This is a genomic window from Kitasatospora sp. NPDC059673, from assembly GCF_042734215.1.
GTDB lineage: Bacteria > Actinomycetota > Actinomycetes > Streptomycetales > Streptomycetaceae > Kitasatospora.
Genome location: NZ_JBHWEN010000031.1, coordinates 17,263 through 38,630 on the forward strand (window position 1 = coordinate 17,263; position 21,368 = coordinate 38,630).

General features: G+C 71.2%; 17 protein-coding genes. 14 read left to right on the forward strand and 3 right to left on the reverse strand.

The annotated features are described in order from the left end of the window. The first annotated feature begins 155 nt into the window (after positions 1-155). From yajC to ACFV18_RS28475, 6 genes are all read left to right on the forward strand, one after another. Complete coding sequence (gene yajC, locus ACFV18_RS28450) at positions 156-554, forward strand: preprotein translocase subunit YajC (protein WP_380488025.1); 399 nt, start codon at positions 156-158, stop codon at positions 552-554. Between the two features lie 153 nt (positions 555-707). Then, positions 708-2,489: a protein translocase subunit SecD gene (gene secD, locus ACFV18_RS28455; RefSeq protein ID WP_380488027.1), complete on the forward strand. Its 1,782-nt coding sequence runs from the start codon at positions 708-710 to the stop codon at positions 2,487-2,489. Positions 2,490-2,492: 3 nt separating this feature from the next. Beyond that, entirely contained in the window at positions 2,493-3,593 is a 1,101-nt protein-coding gene (secF, locus tag ACFV18_RS28460; RefSeq protein ID WP_380488030.1) for a protein translocase subunit SecF, read from the forward strand. Between the two features lie 24 nt (positions 3,594-3,617). Then, a complete protein-coding gene (locus tag ACFV18_RS28465; RefSeq protein ID WP_380488032.1) occupies positions 3,618-4,172 on the forward strand; it encodes an adenine phosphoribosyltransferase in 555 nt (184 codons plus the stop codon). Between the two features lie 203 nt (positions 4,173-4,375). Next, positions 4,376-6,667, forward strand: a complete 2,292-nt coding sequence (locus ACFV18_RS28470; protein WP_380488034.1) for a RelA/SpoT family protein — start codon at positions 4,376-4,378, stop codon at positions 6,665-6,667. An 88-nt stretch (positions 6,668-6,755) separates the two neighbouring features. After that, positions 6,756-7,547: a hypothetical protein gene (locus tag ACFV18_RS28475; protein ID WP_380488037.1), complete on the forward strand. Its 792-nt coding sequence runs from the start codon at positions 6,756-6,758 to the stop codon at positions 7,545-7,547. A 659-nt stretch (positions 7,548-8,206) separates the two neighbouring features. On the opposite strand, the gene ACFV18_RS28480 is transcribed toward ACFV18_RS28475, so the two are convergent. Both ACFV18_RS28480 and ACFV18_RS28485 read right to left on the reverse strand, forming a co-directional pair. Continuing rightward, a complete protein-coding gene (locus ACFV18_RS28480) occupies positions 8,207-9,436 on the reverse strand; it encodes a DUF349 domain-containing protein (RefSeq protein WP_380488039.1) in 1,230 nt (409 codons plus the stop codon). A gap of 206 nt (positions 9,437-9,642) precedes the next feature. Further along, positions 9,643-10,392 (reverse strand): peptidylprolyl isomerase, encoded by a 750-nt coding sequence (locus tag ACFV18_RS28485; RefSeq protein WP_380488041.1) that lies wholly within the window; start codon positions 10,390-10,392, stop codon positions 9,643-9,645. 225 nt (positions 10,393-10,617) lie between these two features. Between ACFV18_RS28485 and ACFV18_RS28490 the strand changes: the two genes are divergently transcribed. From ACFV18_RS28490 to rpsD, 8 genes are all read left to right on the forward strand, one after another. Next, positions 10,618-11,325, forward strand: a complete 708-nt coding sequence (locus ACFV18_RS28490) for an MBL fold metallo-hydrolase (RefSeq protein ID WP_380488043.1) — start codon at positions 10,618-10,620, stop codon at positions 11,323-11,325. Between the two features lie 11 nt (positions 11,326-11,336). Further along, on the forward strand, positions 11,337-12,608 hold the full coding sequence (gene hisS / locus ACFV18_RS28495; RefSeq protein ID WP_380488046.1) for a histidine--tRNA ligase: 1,272 nt from the start codon (positions 11,337-11,339) through the stop codon (positions 12,606-12,608). Then, positions 12,605-14,395, forward strand: coding sequence for an aspartate--tRNA ligase (aspS, locus tag ACFV18_RS28500; protein WP_380488048.1), 1,791 nt, complete (start codon positions 12,605-12,607; stop codon positions 14,393-14,395). Before hisS ends, aspS begins: the two co-directional genes overlap by 4 nt. A gap of 178 nt (positions 14,396-14,573) precedes the next feature. Continuing rightward, entirely contained in the window at positions 14,574-15,080 is a 507-nt protein-coding gene (locus tag ACFV18_RS28505) for a GNAT family N-acetyltransferase (RefSeq protein ID WP_380488050.1), read from the forward strand. Between the two features lie 164 nt (positions 15,081-15,244). Beyond that, positions 15,245-16,021, forward strand: coding sequence for a polyphosphate kinase 2 (gene ppk2 / locus ACFV18_RS28510; RefSeq protein ID WP_380488136.1), 777 nt, complete (start codon positions 15,245-15,247; stop codon positions 16,019-16,021). A 72-nt stretch (positions 16,022-16,093) separates the two neighbouring features. After that, positions 16,094-16,699 carry a hypothetical protein gene (locus ACFV18_RS28515; RefSeq protein ID WP_380488052.1) on the forward strand — a complete coding sequence of 202 codons (606 nt, stop codon included), beginning with the start codon at positions 16,094-16,096 and terminating at the stop codon, positions 16,697-16,699. A 123-nt stretch (positions 16,700-16,822) separates the two neighbouring features. Then, positions 16,823-18,172: a replication-associated recombination protein A gene (locus tag ACFV18_RS28520; protein WP_380488054.1), complete on the forward strand. Its 1,350-nt coding sequence runs from the start codon at positions 16,823-16,825 to the stop codon at positions 18,170-18,172. A gap of 318 nt (positions 18,173-18,490) precedes the next feature. Next, positions 18,491-19,105 carry a 30S ribosomal protein S4 gene (gene rpsD / locus ACFV18_RS28525; RefSeq protein WP_035860039.1) on the forward strand — a complete coding sequence of 205 codons (615 nt, stop codon included), beginning with the start codon at positions 18,491-18,493 and terminating at the stop codon, positions 19,103-19,105. A gap of 84 nt (positions 19,106-19,189) precedes the next feature. Here the strand turns inward: rpsD and ACFV18_RS28530 are convergent, their stop codons facing one another. Continuing rightward, complete coding sequence (locus tag ACFV18_RS28530) at positions 19,190-21,265, reverse strand: ATP-binding protein (RefSeq protein ID WP_380488056.1); 2,076 nt, start codon at positions 21,263-21,265, stop codon at positions 19,190-19,192. Positions 21,266-21,368 lie beyond the last annotated feature (103 nt).

The following is a 21,368-nucleotide window of genomic DNA, read 5'->3' on the forward strand; positions in this document are numbered from 1 at the left end:
ATGCCAAGGCTCGCCACTTTCGGCGCCACACTGGCATGCTTGGCGTTGTCCGTTCAGTGCGGGTCGCCTAGACTCCGCCGGACCGCCCCTCTCGCCCGACGGGCCGACGTACACGCACTGGCCATCCGACCGGTGGCCGACTAAGGACCCTGGCTGTGAAACTCATCCTTTTCGTTCTTCCGCTGCTGCTGATGCTGTTGCTGTTCCGTTCGCAGAAGAAGCGGCAGGACCAGATGCAGAGCGTGCAGAGCTCGATGCAGCCGGGGTCGGGTGTCCGCACCATCGGTGGCATGTACGCCCTGATCAAGGCGGTCAACGACGAGACGGTCGAGCTCGAGATCGCCCCGGGTGTGGTGGCCCACTACACCAAGGGCGCCATCGCGGCCGTCCTGGAGCCGCTCGAGTACGACGCGATCATCAACGGCCGTCCCGCCGAGGACGAGTCGGAGGATGGCGAGGCCGAGGCCGTCGAGGGCACGGACGCCGACGAGAAGCCGCTGAGCCTGTCCAAGGACGAGGCGAAGGCCGCCGTCGAGGCTCCCGAGAGCAAGTAGTACGGCCGGGGGGCTCTCTCCCCGACCAGCGGCATCCGCCGCAAGCCCACAGGACCTCTTGGGCCGCCGTGCGTCCGTCTCCTTCGGGCCCCCGCCGTGCGCGGGGGCCCGGGGCCGGCCGCCGGGCGGCATGGACAGGGAGAAACGAACAAGGTGGCAACACCCAAGTCGCGGTCGCGCGACGGATACCCGGGGCGGGCGCTGGCGCTCATCCTGGTGGTCACCGTCGGCCTGGTGGCCCTCATGTTCGGGACGGGCTACACCAAGCCGCGTCTCGGTATCGACCTCGCCGGTGGCACCAGCGTCACGCTGACCGCCAAGTCGGACGATCCTTCCGCGATCAACAAGGCAAACCTTGACACCGCGGTCGGCATCATCCAGAAGCGCGTCAACGGCATGGGCGTCTCCGAGGCCGAGGTCCAGACCCAGGGCAACAGCAACATCATCGTCAACATCCCCGACGGTGGTAACACGCAGCAGTCCATCGACAAGGTCGGTGACACCGCCAAGCTGTACTTCCGCCCGGTCCTGGCCGCCGCGCCGAGCGGCGTGAGCGCCCAGCCGCAGCCGAGTGGCTCGCCCTCCTCGGCGCCCAGCGGCTCGGCCAGCCCGTCCGCCTCGGGCAGCGCCTCCGCGCCCGCCTCGCCGAACGCCTCGTCGAGCAAGGCCGGCCGCGCCGTCTCCGGCGCCCTGCAGGCCGACCCGACCTCCTCCGCGAGCGGCTCCGCCTCCGCCCCGGCCAGCGGCTCGGCCGCCCCGAGCTCCGGCGCCAGTGCCCCCTCCCAGGCGGACATGACCGCCGCGCTGACCCAGGGCACCCCCCCGGCCGAGCTTCAGAAGCAGTTCGCCGCGCTGGACTGCTCGGTCAAGGAGCAGCGGAAGAACTACCAGCCCACCGACCCGGCCCAGCCGACCGTGGCCTGCTCGTACGATGCCGAGCAGGGCCTCTGGTACAAGTTCGCGCTCGGCGGCGTCGCCGTGAACGGCCAGGACGTCACCAAGGCGCAGGCCGTGTACGATACCCAGAGCGCCAAGGGCTGGATGGTCGACCTGTCGTTCAACGACGCGGGCTCGAAGGCCTTCGCGGCCACCACCGGCAAGCTCGCCACCCAGCAGAGCCCGGGCAACCAGTTCGCCATCGTGCTGGACGGCCAGGTGGTCTCGCACCCGTACGTGTCCGAGTCGATCACCGGCGGCAGCGCGGTCATCTCCGGCACCTTCACCCAGGCCGACGCCAAGTCGCTGGGCAACGTGCTCAGCTACGGCGCGCTCCCGCTGGACTTCGTGAAGAGCGACGTCACCACCGTCTCCCCGCAGCTCGGCTCCGAGCAGCTGAAGGCCGGTCTGGTCGCCGGTCTGATCGGCATGATGCTGGTCGTCGTCTACTCGCTGGTCTACTACCGCGGCCTGGGCCTGGTCTCGATCGCCGGCCTGGCGGTCTCCGCGATTCTGACCTGGTCGATCATGAGCCTGCTGGGCGCCGGTATCGGCTTCGCGCTGAACCTGCCCGCGGTCTGCGGCGCGATCGTCGCGATCGGTATCACCGCCGACTCGTTCATCGTGTACTTCGAGCGCATCCGTGACGAGGTCCGCGAGGGCGCCCAGCTGCGTCCCGCCGTGCAGCGTGCCTGGCCGCGGGCCCGGCGCACCATCCTGGTGTCGGACTTCGTGTCCTTCCTGTGTGCCGCGGTGCTGTACCTGGTGTCGGTCGGCAAGGTGCAGGGCTTCGCCTTCACCCTGGGTCTGACCACGCTGCTGGACGTCGTGGTGATCTTCCTGTTCACCAAGCCGCTGATCACCCTGCTGGCCCGTACGAAGTTCTTCGCCAGCGGTCACCCGTGGTCCGGCCTGGACCCGAAGCGGCTCGGCGCCCGTCCGCCGATCCGCGGCTCCCGCCGCCGTCCCGCCCCCTCCCAGCAGACCCAGGAGGTCTGACCCATGTCGCTCCGCAACATCGGTCACCGCCTCTACCAGGGCGAGGTCTCGTTCGACTTCGTCGGCAAGCGGAAGATCTGGTACTCGATCTCCGCGGTGATCGTCCTGGTGGCCGCGATCGGCCTGGCCATGGGCCTGCACCTGGGCATCGAGTTCAAGGGCGGCTCGGTCTACACCGTGCACAAGCCCGGACTGACGGTGTCCCAGGCGAAGGACGCCGCCAACAAGATCACCGGCTCCAACACCGCGCTGGTGCAGACCACGGACAAGGGTGACGTCCGGATCCAGATCAGCGCCGAGGAGTCGGTGTCGGCGACGAGCTTCACCAAGGAGTTCTCGCAGGCCGTCGGCGTCGAGGAGAAGGACGTCAACGCCCAGGTGATCGGCCCCTCCTGGGGTGCCGACATCTCCAAGAAGGCGCTGACCGGCCTGGTCATCTTCATGGTGCTGGTGACCGTCTACCTGGCGATCGCGTTCGAGTGGCGGATGGCGCTGGCCGCGCTGGTCGCGCTGATCCACGACCTGCTGATCACCATCGGCGTCTACGCGCTGGTGGGCTTCGAGGTCACCCCGGGTACCGTGATCGGCTTCCTGACCATCCTCGGCTACTCGCTCTACGACACGGTCGTCGTCTTCGACACCGTGAAGGAGAACACCCGGGGCCTGACCAAGCAGTCCCGCCGCACCTACAGCGAGGCCGCCAACCACGGCCTCAACCAGACCTTGGTGCGTTCCATCAACACCACGGTCGTCGCGCTGCTCCCGGTCTCCGCCCTGCTGTTCATCGGCGGCGGCCTGCTCGGCGCGGGCACCCTCAACGACATCTCGCTGGCCCTGTTCATCGGCCTCGCCGCCGGTGCCTACTCCTCGATCTGCGTCGCCACCCCGCTGCTCGCGCAGCTCAAGGAGCAGACCCCGGAGATGAAGGCGCTGGCCAAGCGGGTCCTGCAGCGCCGGGCGTCCGAGGCCAAGGCGGCCGAGGAGGCCGAGGCCCGGGGCGAGGACGGGATGATCGAGGAGGAGATCGCGGCAGGTATGGTCGGACAGCGCAACCAGCCGACCAGCCGCTCCCGTGGCAAGGGACGGCCCTCCGGCAAGCGCTGAATCCGCGTCAGTTAAGGAACCCCCGTGACCTCCACCACCGACCCCGCCCTGTCCGAGCTGCTCAACAGCCGGATCCGGGACGTGCAGGACTACCCGAAGCCGGGCGTCCTGTTCAAGGACATCGCCCCCCTGCTGGCCGACGCCGAGGCGTTCGGCGCGCTGACCCGGGCGCTGGCCGAGCGGGCGAAGGAACTCGGCGCCACCAAGGTGGTCGGCCTGGAGGCGCGGGGGTTCGTCCTGGCCGCGCCCGCCGCGGTCGCGGCCGGAATCGGGTTCGTCCCGATCCGCAAGAAGGGCAAGCTGCCCGGCGCCGTGTTCTCCCGCTCGTACGACCTGGAGTACGGGTCGGCGACGCTGGAGGTGCAGTGCGACGCGTTCGCCCCCGGCGAGAAGGTGCTGGTGGTGGACGACGTGCTGGCCACCGGCGGCACCATCTCCGCCTCGCTGGACCTGGTCCAGGAGGCCGGCGCCGAGCTGGTGGGCGTCGTGGTGCTGATGGAGCTCGGGTTCCTGCCGGGCCGTGAGCGGCTGACCCCGCACCTGCACGGTGCGCCGCTGGAGACCCTGGTCGTGGTCTGAGCGAGAAGACCGCGATGGAAAGCCGCCCGGGAACAGATCCTGTTCCCGGGCGGCTTTCCATGTGGGGAGGGGTCGGCCGGGCGCGGAAGGCCACCGTGCCGCCGGTACGATGAAGGTTGATCCGTCTGCACGTAGGAGTGTCCTTGCCCGACGAGGTTGTGCCCACGTCTGCGACTGCCAGTTCCCGCCCTTCGCCCGGCGGGATGCGGGCTCGCCTCGCTCGGCTGGGCGGACAGCGCAGTTCGATGGTCAACCCGGTGCTGGAGCCGCTGTTCCGGACCATCCGGGCCAACGACCCGAAGGCCGACCCGGCCCTGCTCAAGGACATCGAGCGGGCGTACGCGGTGGCCGAGAAGTGGCACCGCGGGCAGAAGCGCAAGAGCGGCGACCCGTACATCACGCACCCGCTGGCGGTGGCGACCATCCTGGCCGAGCTGGGCATGGACGCGCCGACGCTGATGGCGGGCCTGCTGCACGACACCGTCGAGGACACCGACTACGGCCTGGAGACGCTGCGGCACGACTTCGGCGACTCGGTGGCGCTGCTGGTCGACGGCGTCACCAAGCTGGACCGGGTGAAGTTCGGCGAGGCGGCGCAGGCGGAGACCGTCCGCAAGATGGTCGTCGCGATGGCCAAGGACCCGCGGGTCCTGGTGATCAAGCTCGCCGACCGGCTGCACAACATGCGCACCATGCGCTACCTGAAGCGGGAGAAGCAGGAGAAGAAGGCCCGCGAGACGCTGGAGATCTACGCCCCGCTGGCGCACCGGCTGGGCATGAACACCATCAAGTGGGAGCTGGAGGACCTGGCCTTCGCCATCCTCTACCCCAAGATGTACGACGAGATCGTCCGGCTGGTGGCCGAGCGTGCCCCGAAGCGCGACGAGTACCTGGCGACCGTGATCGACCAGGTGCAGGGCGACCTGCGCGGGGCGCGGATCACCGCGCAGGTGACGGGCCGCCCGAAGCACTACTACTCGGTCTACCAGAAGATGATCGTCCGGGGCCGGGACTTCGCCGAGATCTACGACCTGGTGGGCATCCGGGTCCTGGTCGACACCGTCCGCGACTGCTACGCGGCGCTGGGCACCATCCACGCGCGGTGGAACCCGGTGCCGGGGCGGTTCAAGGACTACATCGCGATGCCCAAGTTCAACATGTACCAGTCGCTGCACACCACGGTGATCGGTCCCGGCGGCAAGCCCGTCGAACTCCAGATCCGCACCTTCGACATGCACCGCCGCGCCGAGTACGGCATCGCCGCGCACTGGAAGTACAAGCAGCGGGCGGTGGCCGGCGCGTCCAAGGTGCGCACCGACACCCCGACCCACAAGCGGCAGCACGACAAGGCCGACGCGGTCAACGAGATGGCCTGGCTGCGGCAGCTGCTGGACTGGCAGAAGGAGACCGAGGACCCCAGCGAGTTCCTGGAGTCGCTGCGCTTCGACCTGTCCAGCAACGAGGTGTTCGTCTTCACCCCGAAGGGCGACGTGATAGCGCTGCCCGCGAAGGCCACCCCGGTGGACTTCGCGTTCGCGGTGCACACCGAGGTCGGCTGCCGGACCATCGGCGCCCGGGTGAACGGCCGGCTGGTGCCGCTGGAGTCGACGCTGGAGAACGGCGACACGGTCGAGGTGTTCACCTCGAAGGCGGAGAACGCCGGCCCGTCCCGGGACTGGCTGAACTTCGTCAAGTCGCCACGGGCCCGGAACAAGATCCGCGCCTGGTTCTCCAAGGAGCGCCGCGAGGAGGCGATCGAGCAGGGCAAGGAGGCGATCGCCCGGGCGATGCGCAAGCAGGGCCTGCCGATCCAGCGGATCCTCACCGGGGACTCGCTGGTCACCCTCGCCCACGAGATGCGCTACCCGGACATCTCCTCGCTGTACGCGGCGATCGGCGAGGGCCACGTCGCCGCGCCGGCCATCGTGCAGAAGCTGGTCCAGGCGATGGGCGGCGAGGAAGGCGCGGTCGAGGACCTCGTCGAGACCACCACCCCGTCGCACCAGCCGCGTTCGATGCGTCGCCGGGCCAAGGGCGACCCGGGCGTGATCGTCAAGGGCGTGGACGACGTGTGGGTGAAGCTGGCGCGCTGCTGCACGCCGGTGCCCGGCGACCCGATCGTCGGCTTCATCACCCGCGGCAACGGCGTCTCGGTGCACCGCGCGGACTGCGTCAACGTCGAGTCCCTGCAGCAGCAGCCCGAGCGGATCATCGACGTCGAGTGGGCGGCCACCCAGTCCTCGGTGTTCCTGGTGGCCATCCAGGTGGAGGCGCTGGACCGCTCCCGGCTGCTGTCCGACGTCACCCGGGTGCTCTCCGACCAACACGTCAACATCCTGTCCGCGGCGGTGCAGACCTCCCGCGACCGGGTGGCGATGAGCCGGTTCACCTTCGAGATGGGCGACCCCAAGCACCTCGGCCACGTGCTGAAGGCCGTCCGCGGCGTCGAAGGCGTGTACGACGTGTACCGGGTCACCTCCGCCCGCAACAAGTAGCACCCCGCGCGAGCACTCCGCGTGCAGGCCGCCCCCGCCCCGCCGACACTGGCCGGGTGGGGGCGGCCCGCTCATTCCCGGAGGCACCGTGCACGCGATTCGGACGACGACGGCGGTGGCCGTCGCGGCGGCTGTTGCGGCCCTGACGGCCGGCTGCGGCGGCTCGGGGCACTCCGCCGGACCGGCCGCCGCGGGCAGCCCGGCGGCGGCCGGCCAGAGCGTCACCACCCCGGCCCCCGGCAGCGACAACGGGGTGGCCGGCCGATCGGCCGAGGAGATCCTCCAGCAGTCCGTCCAGGCCCTCACCGACGCCCACGCGGTCCGGGCGGTCGGCACGGTCGGCGGCGAGGGCCAGGCAATCACCATGGACCTGCGGCTGGACACCGCGGGCAACTGCACCGGCACGCTGGGTCAGGCCGGTGTGGGCAGCTTCCAGGTGGTGAAGGCCGGGCAGGAGCTGTGGGTCAAACCCGACCAGGCGTTCTGGCAGAGCCACGGCGGATCCGCGCTGGCCGACGCGGTCGGCGACCGCTACCTGAAGACCACCAGCGACGACCCCGACTTCGGCGACATCGCCGGCCTGTGCGACCTGGGCGCCCTCGCCGACCAGCTCGGCAGCACCGCGAGCGACCTCGCCAAGGGCGCCACCAGCACCGTCCAGGGCCGCCCGGCGATCGCCCTCACCCGCGGCACCGACAGCGGCACCGCCACCCTGTACGTGGCCACCGACGGGTCGCCGGTGCCGCTGCGGCTGGAGCAGTCCGTCGGCGCGGTCGAATTCAGCGAGTTCGGCACCCCGGTGCCCTCCGCCACCCCCGGCCCCGACCAGAGCGTGGACATCGACCAGCTCCAGCCCGAGGCCGGCCCGACCACGATCTGAGGGATCGCGGTCCTGGGCGGGCCGTGCCGCGCCACGGAGGCGCGTGTCCCTGCTCGTGCGGGGGACGGGCTTCGGCGGGATCGAGCTGGGGGAAGGGGCGGCCGCCACCCCGGGCCTGCCGTGATCCTTCAGGAGGAGCAGACGGCCGAGGGGATCGTCCATCCGCGCAGCGTGGCGTGGATCGTCGAGCGGAATGCGGCCTCGGCCGTGGGGCCGTCGAGGGCCCCGGCCAGTTCGAGAGTCAGCGGGTCGGCGCCGCCGACAGGTCCTGGAACAGGCCGGTGACGGCTCTGTCGCGCACCGCGCCGATCCGCCCGTCCTTGCCGCCGAACAAGGGGGCGTCGCCGCACGCCTGCACCGGGCGATCATCGCCGAGCCCGGCCACATGGACGGCCCCACCGCACACCTCACCGGCCACAAGGGCCGGGAATCCGCACGCGGCATCGCGCCCGCCCCGACCGGACCGCGATCGACGCACGTCCCCCGGTACGCCGTGGCCTTCGGCCTCATGCGACTCCTCAGCCCCGACACCGCACTGATCGGACAGGCCGAAGGCGACAACGCGTTCACCGCCGCCGATCTCGGCAGCGACAACCGGGGCAGCACGACAAGGGGCCCGGCCGCCGAACGGCGACCGGGCCCCTTTTGCCGAAGCCGTGTCAGGAGCTGAACTCCTGCAGCGACTTCTGCGCCTGGTCGAGCAGCGCCTGACGGCCCGCCAGCTCCGCCTCCAGCTTGGCGGCCTTCGACGTGTTGCCGGCCGCGCGGGCCTTGTCCAGGTCGGACTGCAGCTTGTCGACGGCGGACTGCAGCAGCGCGGTCATGCCGGTGGCGCGGGCCCGGGCCTCCGGGTTGGAACGCTGCCACTCGGCCTCCTCGGCCTCGCGGACGGCACGCTCCACCGTGGCCAGCCGGCCGTCCAGCTTCGGACGGGCGTCGCGCGGGACGTGACCGATCGCCTCCCAGCGCTCGGCGATGTCGCGCAGCGCGGCCTTGGCGGCCTTCAGGTCGGTGATCGGCAGGATCGCCTCGGCCTCGACCAGCAGCGCCTCCTTGGCCTTCTGGTTCTCGCCCTGCTCGGCGTCACGCTCGGAGAACACCGCGGAACGCGCCTGGAAGAAGACGTCCTGGGCGCCGCGGAAGCGGGCCCACAGCTCCTCCTCCGCCTCGCGCTGGGCGCGGCCGGCGGCCTTCCAGCGGGTCATCAGGTCACGGTAGGCGGCCGCGGTCGGGCCCCAGTCGGTGGAGTTCGCGAGCTGCTCGGCCTCGGCGACCAGCTTCTCCTTGACCGCGCGGGCGTGGTCGCGCTCCGAGTCCAGGGCCGCGAAGTGTGCCTTGCGGTGCTTGGAGAACACCGAGCGGGCGTGCGAGAAGCGGTGCCACAGCTCGTCGTCGCTCTTGCGGTCCAGGCGCGGCAGCGCCTTCCAGTTGTCGACCAGGGCGCGCAACCGGTCGCCGGCCTCCCGCCACTGGTTGGAGTCGGCGAGCTGCTCGGCCTCGGCGACCAGCGCCTCCTTGGCGGCGCGGGTCTCCTCCTGGGCCTTCGCCCGGGCGGCCTTGCGCTCGCTCTGCCGGGTCTCGATCTCACCGGCCAGCGTGTCCAGGCGCTTGGTCAGCGACTCCAGGTCACCGACCGCGTGCGCCTCGACGACCTGCGAACGCAGGTGCTCCAGCGCGGTCTGCGCCTCCTTGGCGGCCAGGTCGGTCTTGCGCACCCGGTGCTCCAGGAGCGCGATCTCCGCCTCCAGGCCCTGGTACTTGCGCTCGAAGTAGGCGAGGGCCTCCTCGGGGGAGCCGGCCTGCCAGGAGCCGACCTGGCGTTCGCCGTCGGCCGTCCTCACGTAGACGTTCCCCTGCTCGTCGACACGGCCCCACGGGTCGCTGCTCACAGCGCCTCCTCCACATGACGCCACGCCCACGGGCGGGAGCGTCGTCCACAGTTGATGTGCGGCGGACCGATGGAGTCCGCCGTCCCGAGCCGTCGTTGTCGTGCCGAGGGTGACGGCCGACGGTGCTGGGCACCCTATACAACAGCAACATAGGCGACCAGCGCCGGTGCTGTCCGCATCCGGCGCCGGTCGATTTTCGCGGCGGGTCAGCCCTTGGCCGCGGTGACGGCCTTGAGGTCGACCGGGGTGGCCGGCGGGCCGTCGGTCTGGCCGCCCTTGACGCCGGCCTCGGCGACCTTCTGGAGCACGTCCAGGCCGCCGGTGATCTTGCCGAACGGGGTGTACTGGGGCGGCAGTTGGGTGTCCTTGTAGACCAGGAAGAACTGGCTGCCGTTGGTGTTCGGGCCGGCGTTGGCCATCGCCACGGTGCCCGCCGGGTAGGTCGCGCCGGTCAGGTTCTCGTCCTGGAACTGGTAGCCGGGGCCGCCGCGGCCGGTGCCGGTCGGGTCGCCGCACTGGAGCACGAAGATGCCGTCGGTGGTGAGCCGGTGGCAGGTGGAGTTGTCGAAGTACTGCTGACCCGCCAGGAACACGAAGGAGTTGACGGTGTGCGGCGCCTTCGCCGCGTCCAGCGAGAGGGTGACCTTGCCCACCGAGGTGTCCAGCGTCGCGGTGTACGGCGCCGCCGCGTCGATCGACATGGCCGGCTCGGCCGCCCATTTCTTGCCGCTCTCCGACGGGGCGGGCGCGGCGGACGCCTTCTTGTCGTCCTTCTTGTCCGAGCCGAACACACCGGCCGCGGTCGCTCCGACGCCCGCCAGCACCACCAGGGCCGCCACCGAGGCCACCACGACGTTGCGCTTCTTGCGCTTGGTCGCCGCTTCGGCGCGCGCCTGCATCTGGCGCTCGTACTTCTCGCGGGCGAGCTGTCGCCGCCGCTGTTCGCTGCTGACCACCGGCCGTGTCTCCTACTGCACTGTGGGGAGTGGGACTTGTGACTGTCGTGTGCGCATCGTCGCACCCGTCGGCGGCCAAGTGTAGGGACCCCGCGCGTCAGTACGGGATCAATGCCACATGAGAAAGGCCTGAACGCGCGCGGGAACCGGTTCGCCCGCGGCCCCGTGCCGCCGGTAGGCTGCGGGGGAAACAAGACCGCCACCGTTACGAAACGAAGGACTCGCGTGTTCGTCGCCGGATTCCCCGCCGGGGCCTGGGGCACCAACTGCTACCTGGTCGCTCCCGCCGCCGGTGAGGAGTGCGTGATCGTCGATCCCGGGCACGAAGCGGCAAGCGGCGTCGAGGAGTTGATCCGCGAGCACCGGCTCAAGCCGGTCGCGGTCCTGCTCACCCACGGGCACATCGACCACATCGCCTCGGTGGTCCCGGTCTGCGGCGCCCAGGGCGTGCCCGCCTGGATCCACCCCGAGGACCGGTACATGATGGCCGACCCCGAGAGGGCCCTCGGGCGCTCCCTCGGGCAGCAGCTGATGGGCTCGATCACCGTCGGCGAACCGGACGACGTCCGCGAGTTGACCGACGGCGGCGTGCTGGAACTCGCCGGCATGCGGCTCACCGTCGATCATGCGCCCGGCCATACCAAGGGGTCGGTGACGTTCAGGACACCCTCAGCTCAGGACATTCCTCCGGTGCTGTTCTCGGGCGACCTGCTGTTCGCCGGCTCCATCGGGCGTACCGACCTCCCGGGCGGAGACAGCGGCGCGATCATGCGCTCACTGGCCCGGGTGTGCCTGCCCCTCGACGACGCGACCGTGGTGCTCTCCGGCCACGGCTCGCAGACCACCATCGGCCGAGAGCGCGCCACCAACCCCTACCTCCAGCAGGCAGCAGGGGCGGTCGGCGCCCAGGCTTTCCCGCGACGAGGAATGTGACGGAAGAGAAGTTGAGCACCTTCACCGCCCCCAAGGGCACCTACGACCTGCTGCCCACGGTGAACTCCGCGGCCTACCTGGAGATCCGCGAGCGGCTGTCCGCGCCGCTGCGCCGCGCCGGGTACGGCTACGTCGAGACGCCCGTGTTCGAGGACGTCAAGCTGTTCTCCCGCGGCGTCGGCGAGTCCACCGACATCGTCACCAAGGAAATGTTCCGCATCGCCAAGCGCCCCGAGAGCAACGAGGACCTGGCGCTGCGTCCCGAGGGCACCGCCTCGGTGGTCCGGGCGACGCTGGAAGCCAACCTGCACAAGCTCGGCAACCTGCCGGTCAAGCTCTGGTACTCGGGCAACTTCTACCGCTACGAGAAGCCGCAGAAGGGCCGCTACCGGCAGTTCTCGCAGGTCGGCGCGGAGGCCCTCGGCGCCGAGGACCCGGCGCTGGACGCCGAGCTGATCATCCTGGCCGACGACGCCTTCCGCTCGCTCGGCCTGCGCGAGTACAAGCTGCTGCTGAACTCGCTCGGTGACGCGCAGTGCCGCCCGGTCTACCGCACCGCGCTGGTGGACTTCCTGACCGGCCTCGACCTGGACGCGGACACCCGCCGCCGCGCCGAGATCAACCCGCTGCGCGTCCTCGACGACAAGCGCCCCGAGGTGCAGGCCCAGCTGGTGGACGCGCCCATGCTGCGCGACTACCTGTGCGAGGACTGCAAGGCGTACGACGAGAAGGTCCGCGAACTGCTCACCGCCGCCGGTGTCGCGTTCGTCGACGACCCCAAGCTGGTGCGCGGCCTGGACTACTACACCCGCACCACCTTCGAGTTCGTGCACGGCGGCCTCGGCGCGCAGTCCGCGATCGGCGGCGGCGGCCGCTACGACGGCCTGTCCGAGATGCTGGGCGGCCCGGCGCTGCCCTCGGTCGGCTGGGGCCTGGGCGTGGACCGCACCTTCCTCGCGCTGGAGGCCGAAGGCATCGAGCTCGACCTGCCCGTCACCACCGAGGTGTACGCGGTCGCGCTCGGCGAGGAAGCCAAGAACGTGCTGTTCGCGAAGACCGTCGAGCTGCGCCGGGCCGGTGTCGCCACCGACCTCGCGTTCGGCGTCAAGAGCATCAAGAACGCCATGAAGTCCGCGAACAGGTCCGGAGCGCGCTTCGCCCTGATCGCGGGCGACCGGGACCTCGCCGAGGGCGTGGTCCAGCTCAAGGACATGGAGTCCGGCGAGCAGACCCCCGTCTCCCTGGAGGCGCTCGTCACCACCCTGAAGGAGAAGCAGCTGTGATCCGCACGCACGACGCGGGCACGCTCCGACCGGAGCACGCCGGCACCACCGTCACCCTGGCCGGCTGGGTGGCCCGCCGCCGTGACCACGGCGGCGTGGCCTTCATCGACCTGCGGGACGCCTCCGGCACCGTGCAGGTCGTGGTCCGCGACCTGGAGTCGGTGCACGGGCTGCGCTCCGAGTACTGCGTGAAGGTGATCGGCGAGGTCCGGGTCCGCCCCGAGGGCAACGAGAACCCGGACATTCCGACCGGCGCCGTCGAGGTCGTGGTCGAGTCCATCGAGGTGCTGTCCGAGGCCGCGCCGCTGCCGTTCCAGGTCGCCGAGTACGAGCCGGGTTCGGTCAACGAGGAGGTGCGGCTTCGCTACCGCTACCTCGACCTGCGCCGTGAGGGCCCGGCCCGCGCGCTGCGGCTGCGCTCGAAGGTCAACCACATCATCCGCTCGGTGATGGAGGCGAACGACTACCTCGACATCGAGACCCCGTACCTGACCCGCTCCACCCCCGAGGGCGCCCGCGACTTCCTGGTCCCGGTCCGCCTCCAGCCCGGCCACTGGTACGCGCTGCCGCAGTCCCCGCAGCTGTTCAAGCAGCTGCTGATGGTGGCCGGCATGGAACGCTACTACCAGATCGCCCGCTGCTTCCGCGACGAGGACTTCCGCGCCGACCGGCAGCCGGAGTTCACCCAGCTGGACATCGAGGCCTCGTTCGTCGACCAGGAGGACATCCTGGCCCTCGGCGAGAAGATCATCGCCGCGATCTGGCGCGAGGTGCACGGGTACGAGATCCCCAACCCGCTGCCGCGGATGACGTACGCCGACGCCATGTCGCGCTACGGCTCCGACAAGCCGGACGTCCGCTTCGGCCAGGAACTCACCGACCTGACCGAGTACTTCAAGGGCACCGAGTTCCGGGTCTTCCAGGCCCCGTACGTCGGCGCGGTCGTGATGCCCGGCGGCGCCTCGCAGCCCCGCAAGCAGCTCGACGCCTGGCAGGACTGGGCGAAGGCCCGCGGCGCCCGCGGCCTCGCGTACGTCCTGGTGGACGCCGAGACCGGCGAGCTGCGCGGCCCGGTCGCCAAGAACCTGTCCGAGGAGCACCTGGCCGGCCTGGCCGCCGCCGCCGGCGCCAAGCCCGGCGACGCGGTGTTCTTCGCGGCCGGCAAGAAGACCGCCTCGCAGGAGCTGCTCGGCGCGGCCCGCCTGGAGATCGGCCGCCGCTGCAACCTGATCGACGAGTCCCAGTGGGCCTTCCTCTGGGTCGTGGACTTCCCGATGTTCGAGCCGATCGAGGACGACAAGGGCGAGTTCCAGGGCTGGCACGCGGTGCACCACCCGTTCACCGCGCCCACCGCCGAGTCGCTCGCCACCTTCGACACCGACCCGGGCAGCGCGCTCTCCAACGCGTACGACCTGGTGCTCAACGGCTCGGAGCTGGGCGGCGGTTCGATCCGTATCCACCAGCGCGAGGTGCAGAAGCGGGCGTTCGACGCGATCGGCCTGTCCGAGGAGGAGGCCGCCTCGCAGTTCGGCTTCCTGCTGGACGCCTTCAACTACGGCCCGCCGCCGCACGGTGGCATCGCGCTCGGCCTGGACCGCGTGGTCACCCTGCTGGGCGGCTACGACACCATCCGGGACGTCATCGCCTTCCCGAAGACCTCCACCGGCGGCGACCCGCTGACCGGCGCCCCCACCCCGATCACCCCGGCCCAGCGCCGGGAGGCCGGTGTGGACGCCAAGCCCAAGGCCAAGGAGGCCGCCAAGGCGGAGGCCGAGCCCACCGCCTGACGCACCGTCCGACGCGCGGCGCCTGAAGCCGTCTGACGCACCGTCGAAAACTGACGGAACATCACAAAGATCACGATTCGTTCCGGCCCCGGCCGGTGCGCGCCCACCAGGAGTAGGCTCGCACCGCCCGGGGCCGGAACGCTGCACGACGGGGTGCAGGGCGCAAGAAGGGTCAAGGATGACCGTACGAACCAGAGTTGAACTCCCCAGCGACACCGCCGAGACCCGGCGCGTACACATGGCGGCCTTCCCAGGCCCCGAAGAGGCGGACCTGGTGGACGCGCTGCGCCGCGACCCCGCCTGGCTGCCCGAACTCTCCCTGGTCGCCGTCGATGCCCGCGAGGTCGTCATCGGCCACGCCCTGCTCACCCGGCTGAAGATCGGCAACGGCAAGGGCCTTGCCCTCGCACCCGTCGCCGTCGCCCCCGAGTGGCAGCGCAAGGGCGTCGGCAGCGCCGTGGTGCGGGCCGCGCTGACCGCCGCCGCGGAGGCCGGCGAGCGCGTCGTGGTGGTCCTCGGCGACCCCGGCTACTACGGCCGGTTCGGCTTCGCGCCCGCTTCCGAACACCGCATCAGCGGACCGTACGACGTCCCCGACATGTACTTCCAGGTGCTCACACTGCCGGGCGCGGACCGCGTCCCGCACGGAGTCTGCCGCTACCCCGCGCCGTTCGACGAACTCTGACTCCATGCCGCCACTGGCCGTCGGCCGACCTGCGTCGACCACCGGCGGCCCGTAGCCTGAGTGATCGTCGGCGGCACGGTGAGCGAAAGGCATGCGAAGTGGCGGATCCCAAGCGAGGCAAGAAGTCCGGCGGCGCCAAGAGCGTTCGGCGCGTCCCCAAGGGGATCTACGAAACCGAACTGCTCCGGCTCCAGCAGGAACTGGTCAAGATGCAGGAATGGGTCCGCAGCGACGGCATCCGGATGGTCGTGATCTTCGAGGGCCGGGACGCCGCCGGCAAGGGCGGCGCGATCAAACGCGTCACCGAGTACCTCAACCCCCGCAACGCCCGGATCGTCGCCCTCCCCGCCCCCACCGAACGCCAGCGCGGCCAGTGGTACTTCCAGCGCTACGTCGAGCAACTCCCGGCCGCCGGCGAGATAGTGCTGTTCGACCGGTCCTGGTACAACCGGGCCGGCGTCGAGAAGGTGATGGGCTTCTGCACCGAGGAGGAGTACTGGCAGTTCCTCCACCAGTGCCCCACCTTCGAACGGATGCTCATCGAGGCGGGCATCGTGTTGCGCAAGTACTGGTTCTCGGTCAGCGACATCGAGCAGGAACGCCGTTTCCGTGACCGCCTCGACGACCCCATGCGGCAGTGGAAGCTCTCCCCGATGGACGTCGAATCCATCACCCGCTGGGAGGAGTACTCGCGGGCCAAGGACGAGATGTTCATCCACACCGACATTCCCGAATCCCCGTGGAACGTCGTTGACAGCGACGACAAACGCCGCGCCCGCCTCAACATGATCGCCCACCTGCTCTCCTCCGTCCCGTACCACGAGGTGGTCCGCCCCGCGATCACCCTCCCTCCCCGGCCCGAACCGCGCGGCTACCAGCGGCCGCCGCGCGACCTCCAGAAGTACGTCTTCGACCACGCCGCGACCCTGCTCGCGCGGTGACCGCCCCCGGTTGACCGGTGCGGTTCGGCGGGTTTGCGATGGAGGGGATCCCGCAACGGCTGGAGGCACTCCATGTATGTCCGCACCGTCTACGCCACCGGAGACCCTGCCCTGCTGGAGGACAGCCTCGACGCGCTGCGCGGCGAGTCCGTCGAACTCCTCTCCGCGCAGCCCGGCTATCGCGGCTACGGGCTCTTCGCCAACCGGACACTCGGCACCCTCACCATGGGCTCCTGGTGGGACACCCCCGAACACGAGGCCGCGAGTGACACCGCGCTGGCCGACCGCCGGGACACGCTGCTGGTGCCGTTCGCCGCGACCGTCGCCGTCAACCGCTGGGACGTCGCCGCGGCGGAACCCGGGCCCGCCGTCGAGAACGGAGGCTTCCGGCTGACCCGCTTCGCGTTCGACGAGGCGCGACTGGACGGGGTGGTGAAGGGCTTCGAGGAGAGCGGCCTGCCGGCGATCAGGGAGATCGACGGGTACGTGGGGGCCGCCATGCTCATCGACCGCGGGCGGTCGGTAGGAGTGGTCGGAACGATCTTCGCGGACCGCGGGGCGTTCGATGCCTCGCGCGGGGCCCAGGCCGCGGTGCGCGCGGCGGCGAGCAGGGCTTCGGGGACGGTGATCTACGGGATGGAGGAGTTCGACGTCGTGCTGCTGCACCGGCCGCAATAACGGTCCGCCGGGGCGCTTCCACGTGCAGGTCACCGTCCTGCGTCGCGATCTTGCGGACGTGGTGCGTTCCCCTTCGCGCAGTTCCCCGCGCCCCTGTTTTCCCGCCGTATAGGGTTGCGTCTCGTGGACGAGCCCGACCTTTTCACGCATGCAGCCGAGGAACGCCAGAGTGCCGAGCCGGGGCGCGCCCCGCTCGCGGTGCGGATGCGGCCGCGGACCTTGGACGAGGTGGCGGGGCAGCAGCAGTTGTTGAAGGAAGGGTCGCCGTTGCGGCGGCTGGTCGCGGGGGCCAAGGGGCCGGCGGCGACGAGTTCGGTGATCCTGTGGGGGCCGCCGGGGACGGGGAAGACGACTCTCGCGCATGTGATCAGCCAGGCGGTGGAGGGCCGGTTCGTAGAACTTTCGGCGATCACGCACGGGGTCAAGGAAGTCCGCGCGGTGATCGAGGGCGCCCGTCGGGCGGTCGGGATGACCGGGCGGGAGACGGTGCTGTTCCTGGACGAGATCCACCGGTTCTCGAAGGCGCAGCAGGATTCCTTGCTGCCCGCGGTGGAGAACCGGTGGGTGACGCTGATCGCGGCGACCACCGAGAACCCGTACTTCTCGATCATCTCCCCGCTGCTGTCGCGGTCGCTGCTGCTCACCCTGGAGTCGCTGACGGACGAGGACATTCGCGTCCTGCTGCGCCGGGCGACCACCGACGAGCGTGGGCTCGGCGGGAGTGTGGAGCTGGCGGAGGAGGCGGAGGACCATCTGGTGCGGTTGGCCGGGGGTGATGCCCGGCGGGCGTTGACCATGCTGGAGGCGGCTGCGGGGGCGGCGCTGGAACAGGGCGGGGGCGTGCTGACGCTGGCGGCGACCGAGACGGCGGTGAACAAGGCGGCGGTGCGGTACGACCGGGACGGCGACCAGCACTACGACGTGGCGAGCGCGCTGATCAAGTCGATCCGGGGCAGTGATGTGGATGCCACGCTGCACTACCTGGCGCGGATGATCGAGGCGGGGGAGGACCCGCGGTTCATCGCGCGTCGGCTGATGATCTCGGCGAGTGAGGACATCGGTCTGGCCGACCCGACGGCGCTGCCGACGGCGGTCGCGGCCGCGCAGGCGGTGGCGCTGATCGGTTTCCCGGAGGCGCGGATCATCCTGTCCCAGGCGGCGATCGCGCTCGCGCTGGCGCCGAAGTCGAACGCCGCGTACCTGGCGATCGACGCCGCACTGGCGGACGTCCGGCAGGGCTTGGCGGGCGCGGTGCCGGCGCACCTGCGGGACGCGCACTACGGCGGGGCGAAGAAGCTCGGGCACGGGAAGGGCTACCAGTACCCGCACGACCTGCCGGAGGGCATCGCCGCGCAGCAGTACGCGCCGGACGCGGTGCACGGCAAGGAGTACTACAAGCCGACCAAGCGCGGGGGAGAGGCCCGGTACGCGGAGATCGCGGAGTGGACCAGGGCCCGGCTCAAGGGCGAGTGAACCCCGGTCGTCGCAGCCTGTAGACTGTTCGCAGTGTGTCCCGGGCCCGGGGTTCCGCGAGGAGCGACCGGCCGCACCAGCGGGGCAACCAACGGAGGCCTCCCGCAAGGGAGTTCTCCAGGAGCGGCGCGCACCGGTTTTCGGTGTCGCGGGCAGCCCACCACCTTTCCCGGTCGGTGGGCCTCTCGTGTGCAAGCACATAGTGCCCGGTCGCGGAGAGCGGCTGACCATCCGGCGACGGACGGTTTTTCTCCGGGCCGCGAGAAGCGTCCTCCGTCAACACCTGGTGACAGCCGTATCTGAACAGGAAAAGGAAACATGGCGAACCAGAAGCGCCCCAAGGTCAAGATCGCCCGTGCTCTCGGCGTTCCGCTGACCCCGAAGTCCGTCAAGTACTTCGAGGCCCGCCCGTACCCGCCCGGCCAGCACGGCCGTGGCCGCAAGCAGAACTCTGACTACAAGGTCCGTCTGACCGAGAAGCAGCGTCTGCGCGCGCAGTACGACCTCAGCGAGAAGCAGATGGCGCGTGCCTTCGAGGCCGCCAAGAAGGTCGAGGGCAAGACCGGTGAGGCGCTCGTCGCCCTGCTGGAGGTCCGCCTCGACGCCCTGGTTCTGCGTTCGGGCATCGCCCGCACCATCTACCAGGCCCGCCAGATGGTCGTGCACGGTCACATCGAGGTCAACGGCTCGAAGGTCAACAAGCCGTCGTTCCAGATGAAGCCGGGCTACGTCGTCACGGTGAAGGAAAAGTCCAAGGAGAAGGTCCCCTTCCAGGTGGCTCGCGAGGGTGGCAACGCCGGCGAGGGCCAGACCCCGAAGTACCTCGAGGTCAACCTGAAGGCCCTGGCCTTCCGCCTGGACCGCGCGCCGCAGCGCCGCGAGGTTCCGGTTGTCTGCGACGAGCAGCTGGTCGTCGAGTACTACTCGCGCTGACCCGCGAGCGGAACGCCCCCTCGGTCCTCGGACCGCGGGGGCGTTTCCCGTTTCCGGGCCCCCGGGGCCGCCCCCCGAACGGCCTCAGGCGCCGAGGGCGCGGCGGACGGCGGCGTCCAGGTCGAGGCCGGTGCCGAGGCGGAAGGCTTCCTCGTACTGCTGGCCGGTGAGGGCGGCGCGGGTGCGCCGGGCGCAGGCGCGGTGCGGGCGGCCGAAGGTGCGGGAGCCGAAGAAGGGCGTGCCGAGGTCCGTCCAGAGGCGGTGTGCGGCGCCTTGGAGGACGCGGGCCTGGTACGGGTCGGGGGTGGGGTCCTCGGCGGCGAGCAGGGCCAGCAGGTCCAGCGCGAGGACGGTGCCGAGGGGGTCGCGCAGCGGATGGGCGAGGCGGATCGACTCGCGGGCGAAGTCTCTGGCGGCCCGGGGCCGGCCGGACTGCCGGCGGGCCCGGGCCAGCGCGTACAGGCAGTACCCGTGCGCCCACTGCTCGCCGTGCTGCTCGCAGTGCTCGCGGGCGCGTTCGGCCCAGGCGGTGCCGTTCGGGCCGTCGCCGAGGGACAGGTGGGCCAGGGCGAGCCCCGCCATGGCTGTCAGGACGTGGGTGTCGAGTTCGCCGAGGGCGGTGTAGTGCCGCAGTGCCTCGTCGAGGAGTTCGGCGGCGCGGGCCGGGTCGTCGCCGAGCAGGGCGGCGCAGCCCCGGCGGTGGACGGCGTGGGCGAGGGCCCGCCGGTCGCCGGTGTCCAGGGCCTGGCGGTGGCACTCGGCGAGGGCCGGGCGGGCGCGGTCCTCGTCGCCCTGGAGGGCGGCGAGGTGGCCGGTGACCCAGAGGGCCTTGGCGCGGGCTTCGGTGGGTTCGGGGGCGCGGGCGAGGGCGCGGTCCAGCCAGTGGCGGCCCTCGCCGAGGCGGCCGGTGCCGAGCCAGAAGTACCAGAGGGTGCCGGCCAGGGCCAGGGCGGACTGTTCCTCGCCGGGTTCGGCGAGCGAGAACTCCAGGGCGGCGCGCAGGTTCGGGTGGGCGAGGCGGGTGCGTTCGGCGGTCTCGGCCTGCTGGGGGCCGAACCATTCGACCTCGCCCCAGGTGGCGACGGACAGGTACCAGTCGCGGTGGCGGCGCAGCAGCCGCCGGTGGTCCTCGCCGGTCCGCAGCCAGTGGCCGCCGTAGTCGCGCAGGGTGTCGAGCATCCGGAACCGGGCGGGTTCGCCGTCGCGGCGTTCCAGGACGGACTTGTCGGCCAGCGAGTCGAGCAGGGCGAGGATGTCGTCGAGGTCCAGCCCGTCGCCGGCGCAGACGTACTCGGCGGCGTCCAGGTCGAAGTCGCCGGCGAAGACCGACAGGCGGGCCCAGAGTAAACGTTCCTGCGCGGTGCAGAGTTCGTGGCTCCAGCCGATCGCGGTGCGCAGCGTCCGGTGCCGGGCCGGGGTGGTGCGGCCGCCGCCGGTGAGCAGCCGGAAGCGGTCGTCCAGCCGGGCCAGCAGTTGCTCCACGGACAGCGCGGGCAGGCGGCCGGCAGCCAGTTCCAGGGCCAGCGGGAGGCCGTCCAGGCGGCGGCAGAGCAGTGCCACCTCGGCGCGGTTGGCGGCGGCCAGGCGGAAGCCGGGGCGGGCGGCGGCGGCCCGGTCGGCGAACAGCAGCACGGCCTCCGAGTCGGCCCGGCCGGGGGCCGGCTCCACCGGCAGCGGGGCCAGCGGCAGCAGGTGCTCGCCGGCCGCCCGCAGTGACTGCCGGGAGGTGGCCAGCACCCGCAGCCCGGGCGCGGCGCGCAGCAGCGTGTCGACCAGTTCGGCGCACGCTCCGGCCAGTTGCTCGCAGCCGTCCAGCACCAGCAGCAGGCGGCGGTCGGCGAGCCGGTGGGCCAGCGCCTCCAGCGGCGCGCGGGCGGTGGGCCCGGCCGGCCCCAGTGCGGCCAGCACGGTGCGGCCGAGCAGCAGCCCGTCCCGCAGCCGGCCGAGCTCGGCGAGGTGCGCGCCGTCCGGGAAGCCGGGGGCCAGCCGGGCGGCGGCCCGCAGTGCCAGCCGGGACTTGCCGACGCCGCCCGGGCCGGTCACGGTGACCAGCCGGGAGCGGCCCAGCAGGGCGGCAAGGGCGTCGAGTTCGGCGGCCCGGCCGACGAACGCGGTGGCTTCGGCGGGCAGCCGGCCCGGCCCTCTCGACGCTGCCGCCATGCCGTCCAAGGGACGCCCCCGTCACTAGGAACCCGTTCGACCGGTGGGCCCGTACTCCGCGAGCCAACTCCCCAACGAGGTGACCGGGCGGTAGGTTACGCGC